This window comes from Croceivirga radicis, assembly GCF_002072105.2.
GTDB classification, from domain to species: domain Bacteria; phylum Bacteroidota; class Bacteroidia; order Flavobacteriales; family Flavobacteriaceae; genus Croceivirga; species Croceivirga radicis.
In genome coordinates, this window is record NZ_MTBC01000011.1 from 112,371 (window position 1) to 125,404 (window position 13,034).

The 13,034-nt window shown below is 36.2% G+C and carries 10 protein-coding genes; 3 read left to right on the forward strand and 7 right to left on the reverse strand.

Features of this window, described 5'->3' with window-relative positions; translation table 11 throughout:
* Position 1: 1 nt before the first annotated feature.
* The 3 genes from BUL40_RS14415 to recR all read right to left on the reverse strand — a co-directional run bounded on the left by BUL40_RS14415 (position 2) and on the right by recR (position 2,874).
* The gene (locus BUL40_RS14415) at positions 2–778 is read right to left on the reverse strand and encodes a 3'-5' exonuclease (RefSeq protein WP_080319824.1); all 777 of its coding nucleotides are present in this window, start codon (positions 776–778) and stop codon (positions 2–4) included.
* Between the two features lie 46 nt (positions 779–824).
* Complete coding sequence (locus tag BUL40_RS14420) at positions 825–2,174, reverse strand: dihydrolipoamide acetyltransferase family protein (RefSeq protein WP_080319825.1); 1,350 nt, start codon at positions 2,172–2,174, stop codon at positions 825–827.
* A 79-nt stretch (positions 2,175–2,253) separates the two neighbouring features.
* Entirely contained in the window at positions 2,254–2,874 is a 621-nt protein-coding gene (gene recR, locus BUL40_RS14425) for a recombination mediator RecR (protein ID WP_010519926.1), read from the reverse strand.
* Positions 2,875–2,941: 67 nt separating this feature from the next.
* Between recR and BUL40_RS14430 the strand changes: the two genes are divergently transcribed.
* Positions 2,942–4,402, forward strand: coding sequence for a sodium:solute symporter (locus BUL40_RS14430; RefSeq protein ID WP_080319826.1), 1,461 nt, complete (start codon positions 2,942–2,944; stop codon positions 4,400–4,402).
* Here BUL40_RS14430 and BUL40_RS14435 read toward each other — a convergent pair.
* On the reverse strand, positions 4,399–4,758 hold the full coding sequence (locus tag BUL40_RS14435; protein WP_080319827.1) for a CoA-binding protein: 360 nt from the start codon (positions 4,756–4,758) through the stop codon (positions 4,399–4,401). The two genes, BUL40_RS14430 and BUL40_RS14435, sit on opposite strands and share 4 nt — an antisense overlap.
* Before the next feature lie 341 nt (positions 4,759–5,099).
* A complete protein-coding gene (locus tag BUL40_RS14440) occupies positions 5,100–6,107 on the reverse strand; it encodes a 3-oxoacyl-ACP synthase III family protein (protein WP_080319828.1) in 1,008 nt (335 codons plus the stop codon).
* A 246-nt stretch (positions 6,108–6,353) separates the two neighbouring features.
* Between BUL40_RS14440 and BUL40_RS14445 the strand changes: the two genes are divergently transcribed.
* Positions 6,354–8,768 carry a S9 family peptidase gene (locus tag BUL40_RS14445; protein ID WP_080319829.1) on the forward strand — a complete coding sequence of 805 codons (2,415 nt, stop codon included), beginning with the start codon at positions 6,354–6,356 and terminating at the stop codon, positions 8,766–8,768.
* A 10-nt stretch (positions 8,769–8,778) separates the two neighbouring features.
* Here the strand turns inward: BUL40_RS14445 and BUL40_RS14450 are convergent, their stop codons facing one another.
* A complete protein-coding gene (locus BUL40_RS14450; protein WP_080319830.1) occupies positions 8,779–10,089 on the reverse strand; it encodes an ABC1 kinase family protein in 1,311 nt (436 codons plus the stop codon).
* Positions 10,090–10,095: 6 nt separating this feature from the next.
* Entirely contained in the window at positions 10,096–10,755 is a 660-nt protein-coding gene (locus BUL40_RS14455) for a TetR family transcriptional regulator C-terminal domain-containing protein (protein ID WP_080319831.1), read from the reverse strand.
* Positions 10,756–11,102: 347 nt separating this feature from the next.
* Between BUL40_RS14455 and htpG the strand changes: the two genes are divergently transcribed.
* Positions 11,103–12,992 carry a molecular chaperone HtpG gene (htpG, locus tag BUL40_RS14460; RefSeq protein ID WP_080319832.1) on the forward strand — a complete coding sequence of 630 codons (1,890 nt, stop codon included), beginning with the start codon at positions 11,103–11,105 and terminating at the stop codon, positions 12,990–12,992.
* Positions 12,993–13,034: the final 42 nt, after the last annotated feature.

Sequence of the window (13,034 nt, forward strand, 5' to 3'; positions counted from 1 at the left end):
ACTAAGCCAGCTTGTTGTTAAATGCGCTTAATTTAAGCTTAGTTAAAACTTTTTTGGTGTACAACGGAAAATCTGCATTCATGATCCAACCGTAATAACCCGGTTCTTTCTCTAACACTTCTGCTACTTTTTTTCCCTTATGTTTACCAAAAGAAAAAATTGGCTCTCCTTTTTTGTCCTTTGCTATGAAGCCTGCAAAATCTAACGCTTGTTTGCGTGTAGTAAACTCTGATAATTTCTTAATGTTATTTTCCAATTCTGGATACCGATCTAACTGTGCCAATAACACTTCATAGGTAGCCATGGTATCGGCTTCGGCAGAGTGTGCATCATCTAAATTTTTATCGCAATAAAATTTATAGGCCGCACCTAAGGTTCGCTTTTCCATTTTATGAAATATGGTTTGCACATCAACGCTTACCATATGTTTCATATCAAAATCTACTTCTGCCCGCAACATTTCCTCTGCAAGTAATGGAATATCAAAACGATCGGAATTGAACCCACCCAAATCACTATCCCTAATCATTGCATAGATTTCTTTTGATAGCATTTTAAACGTTGGCTCGTTGGCTACTTTATCATTGGATATACCATGAACGGCCACCACATCTGCCGGTATTTCCATTTCTGGATTTACCAACCATGTTTTGCTTTCCTTATTACCGTTTGGATATACTTTTAATATGGATATTTCTACAATACGATCTTTGGCAACATTGGTGCCAGTAGTTTCCAAATCAAAGAAACAAATTGGCTTGGTCAAATTCAATTCCATCTAACGTGCATTTAAAGCCACAAAGATAATGGGATTCTTGGGACTACTAAATCTCCCTATTTACGTCCCATGATTCTAAATAATCGGCAACCGCTTTTACAAACATACCTCCTAAAGCACCATTTACCACTCTATGGTCATAGCTGTGACTTAAATACATCTTACTGCGTATACCAATTAAATCGCCTTCTGGGGTTTCTATTACCGAAGGAATTTTTCTAATTGCCCCTAAGGCCAAAATACCCACCTGAGGTTGATTGATTATTGGCGTTCCAAAAACACTACCAAAACTACCAATATTAGTAACCGTGTAAGTACCATCTTTTATCTCATCTGGTTTAAGTTGATTTGCCCTTGCGCGGTTTGCTAAATCATTTACGGTTTTTGCCATACCCACCAAATTTAATTGATCAGCATTTTTAATAACCGGAACTATAAGATTACCATCTGGCAGAGCCGCTGCCATACCAAGATTAATATTTTTCTTTTTAACCACAGCATCGCCATCTACACTTATGTTTATAAGCGGATATTTTTTTATGGCCATAGCTACCGCCTCCATAAATATTGGAGTAAAGGTTAGCTTTTCGCCCTCCCTTTTCTGAAAAGCATCTTTAACTTTATTACGCCAAGCCACCACATTGGTTACGTCTACCTCAATAAAGCTTTGCACATGGGCAGAAGTTGCAACACTATCTGTCATGTGTTTTGCAATTAATTTACCCATTCTGCTTAACGGTATGATCTCATCGCCATCTTTTATTGCTACGGGTGTAGGTGTTGAAGCTGGTTTTGGAGCTGTGGCCACCTCCCCAGAAACTTCTTTCTCTTTGGCAGGAGTTTTTGGGGCTACTATAGATTGTGCAGGCTGTTTTTTCTTTGCCGAAACATATTCCAGAATATCGTTCTTAGTAACACGGCCATCTTTACCGGTTCCAGGGATGGTATCTAGTTCTTCTAAACTCACCCCTTCTTCTTTGGCAATGTTTTTGACCAAAGGCGAATAAAACCTATCTGAATCTGCATAATCTTCTGAAGCATCAGCAACCGATTCTTGAACTGTATTCATCTGCGCCTCTAGCTCTTTTGCCGTATCCACAGCCTCATCCGCCACAACCTCTTCTACTTCGTCCGCTTCGGCATCAATATCATCTGCATCTGTCTCAATGATAGCAACAACGTCTCCAACTTTAACCACATCATCTACATCAAATAGCTTCTTTACTAGCTTACCTTCATATTCACACGGCACCTCAGAATCCACTTTGTCCGTAGCCACCTCAAAAACAGCTTCGTCCATTTCTATAGTGTCACCTATTTCTTTAAGCCACGAGGTTAATGTAGCCTCTGCTACACTTTCGCCCATTTGCGGTAATTTAAGTTCGTATTTTGCCATATCTGTAATTAGAATGTGGTTTTGTGTAATATTTTTGCAAAAATAGCATTTTTATAGCTATTTTTTTGTTTATACTTTATTAATTTGATTTTAAAGAACTTTCAAATGGCACACGATGCAGTATACTCCTACCCAAGGTAACTTCATCTGCATACTCCAGTTCGTCCCCAACAGCTATACCTCTTGCTATGGTAGAGGTTGCAACTTGTAAACCCTCTAATTGTTTATAGATATAAAAATTGGTGGTATCACCCTCCATGGAAGCACTTAGAGCGAAAATCAATTCTTTAACCCCACCTCCTTTTACTTTGGTGACAAGAGCAGGAATTGTCAAATCTTGCGGACCAACACCTTCCATTGGCGAAATTTTGCCGCCCAAGACATGATAATGGCCTTGAAACTGAGAGGTATTTTCTATAGCCATAACATCTCTTACATCTTCTACCACACAAATAATGCTGCTGTCCCGTTTTGGATTGGCACAAATTTCACATGTTTCGGTATCAGAAATATTATGACAGTTTTTACAGAAATTAATTTCGTCTTTGAGCTTTACCAGCGCATTGGCCAAATGGTAAGTTTGTTGCTCTGGTTGTTTCAATAAATGCAATACCAAACGCAAGGCGGTTCTTTTACCTATTCCCGGTAATTGAGACACCTCGTATACTGCATTTTCTAATAATTTAGAAGAAAATTCCATTTCGCAAAATTACAATTTTATCCGCTGCTTAATGTTTTTGTAATTTGCATTTTAAATTGATTTTTAAATGACCGCCATCCAGATTTTACTTTTAATAGCCGCGTACTTTTTTGTATTAATGCTAATCTCCTATTTTACAGGAAAGAACGATAGCAATACCGACTTTTTTAAAGCAGGCAGACAGTCTCCTTGGTATTTAGTAGCCTTTGGTATGGTTGGCGCATCTTTGTCTGGCGTTACATTTATTTCCGTTCCAGGTTGGATAGATGGTTCTAAGTTTACTTATCTACAAGTGGTATTGGGTTATTTTGTAGGCTATTTTGTGGTGGCCTACTTGCTTTTACCTTTATACTATCGCCATAATCTTACCTCTATTTATGAATATCTAGCAAATAGGTTTGGACCCACCGCACACAAGACCGGGGCGTTTTTCTTTTTTGTTTCTAGGGTTTTGGGTGCGGCTTTTAGATTGTTCTTAGTAGCTATTGTTCTACAACAATTTGTTTTTGATGCCTTTAATGTACCTTTTGAATTAACCGTTATACTATCTATAGTTTTAATATGGGTTTATACTAATAAGGGCGGCATAAAAACTATAGTATGGACAGATACCTTACAAACCACCTTTATGATTTTGGCCGTTGTATTATCAATTGTTTTTATTAACCAAGAAATTGGGTGGAGTTTTAGCGAATTTTTAGATTCAGAAGAACTAAAAAACTACGATACGGTTTTTCAGTTTGATGACTTTTTGGCACGTAACCATTTCTTAAAATCTTTTTTTGGTGGTATGTTCATTACCATTTGCATGACTGGATTGGACCAGGATATGATGCAAAAAAACCTAACTTGTAAAACATTGAAAGACGCCCAAAAAAACATGGTATCTTTTAGTATTGTTTTGGTAGTGGTTACCTTTTTATTTATGCTTTTAGGAGCTTTGCTTTTTATTTATGCCAAACAAAAAAATATTGCCATTCCACTTATGGATGGTGAACCAAAGACCGATTTATTATTTCCAGAAATTGCGCTAAATAGTGGTTTGGGTCTTACACTATCCATTACCTTTATGCTAGGATTGATAGCAGCTGCTTATAGTAGTGCGGATAGCGCATTAACTTCGCTTACCACCTCTTTTTGCATTGATTTTTTAAAAATAGATAAACAGCCAGAAGCAAAACAGAAACAAATTCGTAAACGCACCCATATTTACATGAGTGCCGTATTGGTTGTTGTTATTATTCTATTTAAATATGTACTAAATAGCAATGTAATAGATAGCCTACTAACGGTTGCCGGTTACACTTATGGGCCGCTATTAGGACTGTTTGCGTTTGGTATGTTTACCAAACATCAAATTAAAGACCAATACGTTTGGCTGGTCTGCATCATGTCCGTAGTGCTAATTACAGGTTTGGCCAATATAGATGCATCCTATTTAAATGGCTATAATTTAGGATATGAATTATTACCACTAAATGGGCTACTTACATTTCTAGGGCTATATCTAATTCGTAAAAAAGCTTAGTAAGAATTTGTTGCCAACAAAACCAAAGTACATGCAATTTCCACTTCAATACCATTAACTTTTAATAGCTTATAAAAATCCGGGTTTTCCGTACCAGGATTGAATATAACTTTTTTGGGCCCTAGAGCAATAATACTATCGTAATATTGCTTTTGCCGTTCAGGGTTCATATATAACGTTACAACGTCAATTTTTGGTAATTCATTTAAATTGGTGTTTATTTGCACAGTTCCTACATTTCCCCCTCTTAGGCCAAACGCAACGGTTGGAACGTTTTTTTCTTGCAAGCGTTTAATGGCCATGTTACTATAACGGGAAGGGTTTAATGAGGCTCCAAAGACTAAAGTTCTTTGCATATTTATAAATATATGTTAAATCTTAAATTTAGTCGTAACGAATTAAGTATTCTTACGTCTTAATATAAGTCACAGACTCATTGGTAAGACTGTATTTTTTTTATAGTTAATGGTTAGTGTTTAGTATAGCTTATCAATGTATTAAAGCCCCGATTTTTATCGGGGCTTCTTCTTTATCATTAGTCAAACTACCGTGTAACAAAACTATTTATTGGTCGTCTTTTAAATAGAAGACAATCAATGCCAAAATGGCCTATTGGATATAAAAATTTGGTTGGTTAATTATAACCGATAGGTCTAAATCCCTAGTCTTTCTATGCAGAAGGGCTAGGGTAATTTTATTACCAACGCATTACCAAGCTACCCCAAGTAAATCCGCTACCAAACGCAGCCAAAACTACTAGGTCTCCCTCTTTTATCTTTCCTTGTTCCCAAGCTTCTGTTAAGGCAATTGGTATACTAGCAGCTGTAGTATTACCGTAATTCATAATATTATTAAATACCTGATCATCTGTTAATGCAAACTTCTTTTGAATAAATTGCGCTATCCTTAAGTTGGCCTGGTGCGGAATTAGCATATCGATATCTTCTGGGGTAAGCTTATTCTTTTTTAGCCCCTCCATAATTACCTCGCTAAAACGTACCACCGCATTTTTAAATACAAATTGTCCGTTCATGTACGGAAAATAGGAGGTGTCATCTGCATCTGCATCTTCAATAATATCCGTTACCCAACGTTTGCCCATACCTGGTGCAATTAAAGACAATTCTTCTGCATGCTGCCCTTCAGAATGTAAATGACTAGATAAGACACCTTTTGTAGTATCCTCTTCCCTGCTAACTATAGCAGCACCGGCCCCATCACCAAAAATCACGGAAACCGAACGACCACGAGTTGTCATATCTAAGCCCCTACTATGTAATTCTGACCCTATTACCAATATGTTCTTGTACATTCCCGTTTTGATGTACTGATCCGCAACGGACATAGCATACACAAATCCAGAACATTGATTTCTAACATCTAAGGCCCCTACGGTTTTAATCCCCAAATCTCGCTGCACCAAAACACCTGGACCAGGAAAATAATAATCCGGACTTAAAGTGGCAAAGACAATAAAATCAATATCGTCTTTGTCTATACCTGCTCTTTCTATAGCCTTTTTAGCAGCCTTTACCCCCATAGAGGTAGTTGTATCCTTACCTGGCTCTACATGCCTGCGTTCTTTGATACCAGTACGCTCCTGTATCCATTCATCACTTGTATCCATTATTTTGGACAAATCATCATTGGTTACCACATTGTCCGGAACATAATAGCCTAAGCCTATAATCTTTGAATTATACATGTTTTCAAATTAACAATTAACAAGGATTGCACCTTTTAAATTTCAAATTATAAAAAATAAACCGTGCAAATCTAAAAAAGTGCAAATAAATGGATTTAGTTGTTTAACACAAATTGGATTTAATCAAAAAAGACATAAATGTTTAATTGTTGTTAAATCAAAAAGTTATCTAAAAGCTACCTTATATAATATTGTATTTTTAGACTCAACCGTAGTAAAATTAAAATCGACTAAAACACAATTAAAATGAAAAATCTACTATTGTTTCTCTTTCTGTGCTCCTTTGCTTTAAGCACAGCTCAAGAGAATTTAAACTACCAAAAACCTTCTAATGAAATTCTAGATTTGGTAGATGCTCCCCTTGCCCCATCGGTACAAATTACTGATGATGGCAAAAACATGCTTTTACTCTATAGAAACCAATACAAAAGTATTGCAGAATTATCTGAACAAGAATTAAGACTTGCAGGCCTAAGAATTAACCCAAAAACCAATATTGGTAGTAGGACTAATTATTACAACAATGTAGAACTTAAAAGTATTGATAAAGGTAGCACCACAACCGTTAAGGGCATACCTAGTAATGCTAGGCTGGCCAATTTTAGCTGGTCTCCAGACCAAACCAAAATTGCTATGACCAATACTACAGAAAATGGCGTTGCCATTTGGGTGTTAGATGTTGCAACGGCCACAATGAAACAACTTACAGCGGCAAACGTAAATGCCAATATGAGAGATGTAATAAATTGGTTTAAGGATGGCGATGCCATTTTGGTTAAAATGCTACCTGAAGACCGCAAACCGTTAATAAACGCGGCGGATGCAGTACCAACTGGCCCAACCATTTCTTCTAACGACGGAAAAAAAGCACAAAATAGGACCTATCAGGATTTATTGAAAAACCCTAATGACGAGTTCAATTTTGAGCAACTGGCAAGAGCCTCTCTTTTTAAGGTTACTATGGACGGTACAAAAACGGAATGGTTACCGGCAGACCTTTACAGTTCTATTAGCTTTTCGCCAAATGGTGAATATGTAATGGTTGTCTCCATAAACAAACCATTCTCCTATTTGGTTACCTATAGCAGATTCCCCTCTAAAACAACCATTTATAATAAAGACGGCAAGTTGGTAAATACCGTTTTAGAGGTGCCATTAATTGAAGATTTACCACAAGGTTTTATGGCAACAAGAACTGGAATGCGTAATCTTTCATGGCGAAGCGATAAACCGGCTAGTCTTATTTATGCAAAAGCACTAGACGGTGGCGACCCCGCCAATGAAGTTGATTATAGGGATGAGGTATTTCAAGTTGAAGCACCATTTAACACTGAAGGAAAAAGTATCTTAAAAACAATAAATAGGTTTCGCTACATATTATGGGGCAATGACAACATGGCTATTGCATATGACTATTGGTGGAACACCAGAAATACTAAGACTTATCTTTTTAACCCATCTAACAACAACCAAGAGGCAATTATTTTGGCAGATAGAAACTATCAAGATGTATATAGCGACCCCGGAAGCTTTGCCACTAAAAAATCAGAGTATGGCACTTACACTTTGGCATTATCAGGGCAAAACGGCTTTTTGTTAGGCGATGGGTACACCAAGGAAGGACAGTTTCCCTTTGTAGATAAAATAAACCTAGAAACCCAAAAGAAAACACGCATTTATACTTCTAAAATAACAGGCAAAAAAGAACGCTTGCTAGATTACAATGTAGAAAAAGACGAACTATTGGTAAGGATAGAATCGCCCCAAGAGTACCCTAATTACTATTTTAAAAAGTTACAAAAACGAAAGAAAGCTACCCAGCTTACAGATTTTGAAAACCCCTATAAAAGTTTACAAAATGTACATAAAGAGGTTATTACCTACAAACGGGAAGACGGACTTCAACTTAGTGGTACATTATATTTACCCGTAGGGTATGATAAAACCTCCAAAGAAAAAATGCCCATGATTTTATGGGCCTATCCAAGGGAGTTTAAAGATAAAAACAGCGCCTCTCAAAACACCCAAAACCCCAATGAGTTCACCTATCCTTACTGGGGATCTCCTATTTACTGGGTTACAAAAGGATATGTGGTATTAGACGATGCGGCTTTCCCTATAATTGGTGAAGCAGACGAACAACCCAACGATACGTTTAGGAGCCAATTGGTAGCAAATGCCAAGGCAGCCATAGATGCCGTAGATGCCTTAGGGTATATAGACCGAGACAGAGTTGCGGTTGGTGGTCATAGTTATGGCGCTTTTATGGTAGCCAATTTATTATCACATTCCAACCTTTTTGCCGCGGGTATTGCGCGTAGCGGCGCTTACAATAGAACATTAACTCCATTTGGATTTCAAAGTGAGGAAAGAAATTATTGGGAAGCCCCAGAGGTATACTATACCATGTCTCCGTTTATGCATGCAGAAAAAATGAAAACCCCGCTATTGCTGGTACATGGCAAGGCAGATAATAATTCTGGTACATACCCGATGCAAAGTGAAAGATATTTTAACGCACTTAAAGGGCTTGGTGCCACGGTACGCTTGGTAATGTTCCCCAAAGAAAGTCATGGTTACAGGGCAAAAGAGAGTATTCTACATTTGCTTTGGGAACAAGACCAATGGTTAGATAAATACGTAAAAAATAAAAAGGATTAGTCCGAAAGGACTAATCCAAATATTGTCTAAAGTTATTTACCTGAACTTTAGCTTTTAGATCGTGCAACAGATTATACAATCCAAAGAAGGTTCTATTCATGTATAGAAAATGTTTAGAACCTCTGTTGCCGTTCATTTTGCGTATTTGTGGGTCTTTGGAATATCGTTCACTTAAATCCGCAATTTGACTCCAAAACACTTCGGATCCAAAATCAAAAGTTTCCTTGTTAAAAGGAGCGGTAAAGATGGTCAACATTTCTTTAAATAACGCTGTAAAAAACTTTAACTCTTCCGCGGAATCCATTTGCGTTAAAATTTCCAGCTCGTACAATTTCGCCTTAAAAAACTCATCATTAGAAATATTCTGCTCCGCGGCCAACTCAAAGTAAGGATTATAAAAGTCGTCTGGTATAACCTTAATACAGCCAAAATCTATTGCTATTAACTGATTATCCGCACTTACCAAAAAATTTCCCGGATGTGGATCTGCATGTACTTTTTTAAGGCCGTGAATTTGAAACATGTAAAAATCCCATAAAGCCTGCCCAAGTTTATTACCCTCCTCTTGGCTAAAACTAGTTTTGGCAAATTCGCTCAAATGGGTTCCTTGCATCCAATCCATCGTAATAATCTTCTCACTAGATAGGTCTGGGTAATAGTTGGGAAACAACAAGTTTGGAATGTCTTTGCAAGCCAAGGTAATTTCTTGACTTTGTTTTAATTCCAGATTGTAATTGGTCTCTTCAATTAACTTATTCTCTACCTCTTTAAAATATTTATCTGAATCTTTACCCTGCAAATTAAACATGCGTATGGCAATGGGTTTTACCAAAGCCAAATCACTACTTATACTATCTGCAACTCCTGGATATTGAATTTTAACCGCTAAAGACTTACCATCTTTTGTAGCTTTATGTACTTGCCCTATGCTTGCGGCATTAATAGAATCTTTTTCAAAAGTATCGAACACCTCTTCAGGATACTTGTTCAAATATTTTTTAAACGTTTTTCTAACCAGTGGTGCAGAAAGTGGTGGCACGGAAAACTGGGATAAGGAAAATTTTTCTACGTAAGCATTTGGCAAAAGATTTTTTTCCATGCTTAACATTTGGGCCACCTTTAATGCGCTTCCCTTTAAATCTTTTAACCCATCATAAATATCCGTGGCATTGTCTTGGTCCAAGGTGTCTTTGGCATTCTCTGGATTTACTATTTTATTGCCATAGTATTTAACATAGTTACCACCAATTTTCACCCCAGTTTTTACCAATTTACTGGCTCTCTCTAGTTTTCCGGTTGGTATTTTATCTAACGTCTTCATAAATCATCATGCAAAATTTTCCTTGTACAAAAATTTTCCAAAATCCAATAAACTATCTAACGGAGTGCTATCAAACACATCAAAAATGGTATTTACGGATTTCTCTATGGCCACATCGGTTTTTTCAAAACCTTTGGAGGAATCTTTCATCCAAAATTTTAGAAGAAATAAAAATTGTACCCAAGCCCCTTCTGAAAATACCTGCGGACTCTTTTTAGAAACTTTAATTTTCTTCCCTTCGTTAGCGTCATTAATCAAATCCTTTGCAAAAGACTTTACGTGAGTGCGCAGTCCCTTCAACTCTTCTAATTTTTCTGGCATTTTTTTAGAATTACCCAATGCAAAAAGCACATAACTTCTATTTAAAGTTAAAACTTCAAAAAATGTATAGAAGAACGTTAACATCTTGTCCCTATTACTAAAGCCAGAATATTCTTTATTGGCTGTTAATAGTTGTATGGTGTTTTCAAAAAACTTGTCCCAAATTCTTTTCTGCAAGGCTTCAAAAGAACCAAAAAACTCATAGAACTGTTCCTCCTTTACTTTATACAATTTGCAAAACTTATAGATAGACATAGGATATGCTTCTTGCTCTAAAACATGATCCATGTACAACGTAATCAACTTGTCTTCTGTAATTTTTGCTGTTGTTGTCTTTGTAGCCATAATAAAATGTTTAAAATAAAATTACATATTATTAAACAGCAATGCTGTTAAATAGTACCTAAATAAAAAAAGAAAGTGCACTTTCTAGCAAAAGTGCACTCTCACAACCTAACCAATAAATAAACAACTCTTGTTGTAGAAATAACTTTTCATAGCAATTTTTTTACCACAACACCACAAATATAATAATGTTTAACTATTTAACTAATTTATTAAACATTAAAATTTGTTAAAATTAAATAAATGTCAGTTTGTCAGTTTTATAGGTCTGGTATTTTTTTTGCCATAAAGGCAAGTAAAATCTATTATTTAATCGCTTTTAAGCACTCTTTATAAACAAAATAAATATGGCAACAGGTAAGATTAACGTTTCTGTAGAAAACATTTTTCCACTGATAAAGAAATTTCTTTATAGTGACCATGAAATTTTCTTGAGAGAGTTGGTATCTAATGCTACAGATGCTACTTTAAAATTAAAACACCTTACATCAATTGGAGAGGCCCAAGTAGAATACGGCAATCCTATCATAGAAATTAAGGTAGATAAAGACAACAAAAAAATACATATTATTGACCAAGGTATTGGTATGACCGAGGCAGAGGTAAAAAAGTACATCAATGAAGTTGCTTTCTCTGGCGCTGAAGAATTTTTAGATAAGTACAAAGATTCTGGTAAAGACACTGGTATTATTGGTCATTTTGGACTAGGTTTCTACTCTGCATTTATGGTTGCGGAAAAAGTAGAAATTGTTACCAAGAGTTTTAAAGATGAGCCTGCGGTACGCTGGGTTTGTGACGGGTCTCCAGAATTTGAACTTTCTGAAGCAGACAAAACTGAAAGAGGTACCGAAATTATTTTGCATGTAGCAGAAGATTCTACAGAATTTTTAGAAGAGGCCCGCATAAGAACCTTATTGACCAAGTACAATAAGTTTATGCCAATACCAATTAAGTTTGGAACACGTACCGAAACCTTACCAAAACCAGAGGGTGCAAAAGAAGATGATCCTGCTCCTACAAAAGAAGTAGATGATATTATTAATAACCCTAATCCGGCATGGACTAAAAAACCTACCGATTTAGAGGCAGAAGATTATAAAAGTTTTTACAGGGAATTATATCCAATGCAGTTCGAAGAACCATTGTTTCATATTCACCTAAACGTTGATTATCCATTTAATCTTACAGGTATCCTTTATTTTCCAAAGCTTACCAATGATTTAAACATTCAAAAAGATAAGATACAACTGTACCAAAATCAGGTATTTGTAACGGATAATGTAGAAGGTATTGTACCTGAATTTTTAACCATGCTACGTGGGGTAATAGACTCACCAGACATTCCTTTGAATGTTTCTCGCTCTTATTTACAAGCAGATGGTGCGGTTAAAAAGATTTCATCTTACATAACCAAGAAAGTTGCAGATAAGTTAAGCTCATTGTTTAAAAACAACCGTGAAGACTTTGAAAGTAAATGGAATGATATTAAAGTAGTGATTGAATACGGTATGCTTTCTGAAGATAAATTCTTTGATAAAGCTGATAAATTTGCACTTTACCCTACCGTTGATGGCAAATATTACACATTTGAGGAACTAATAGAAAAGGTAAAGGACAATCAAACAGATAAAGACAATAAAACTGTTTTATTGTATGCTAGTAACACCGAAGAACAACATAGCTATACCGAAGCCGCCAAAGCAAAAGGATACGAGGTATTATTGTTAGACTCCCCAATAGTTGCACATCTACTACAGAAATTAGAAACATCTAAAGAAAATATCTCTTTTGCTCGTGTAGATGCAGACCATGTAGATAATTTAATTAAAAAAGAAGAGGAAACTATTTCTAAATTATCTGATGATGAAAAAGAAGCATTAAAGGGCGAATTAGAAAAGGTGTTAGGCGAAAAAAGCAGCTATACTGTTCAATTAGAAGCTATGGATAGTAACGCACAACCTTTTATGATTACAGAGCCCGAGTTTATGCGTCGTATGAAAGATATGCAGAAAACAGGAGGTGGCGGCATGTTTGGTATGGGTAATATGCCAGATATGTTTAACCTCATCGTAAACACCAATCACGAATTGGTTGGTGAAATTCTAAATACCAAAACGGCCAAGAAAAAAGAACGATTGATAAATCAGTCTTTGGATTTGGCGCGTTTATCTAAAGGTTTATTGAAAGGTGAGGAACTGACAAAATTCATTTCTAGAAGCTATGAAATGATAAAGTAGTGTAACACTACTTCCTGCCGAGACAGGAATCCATATATGTAG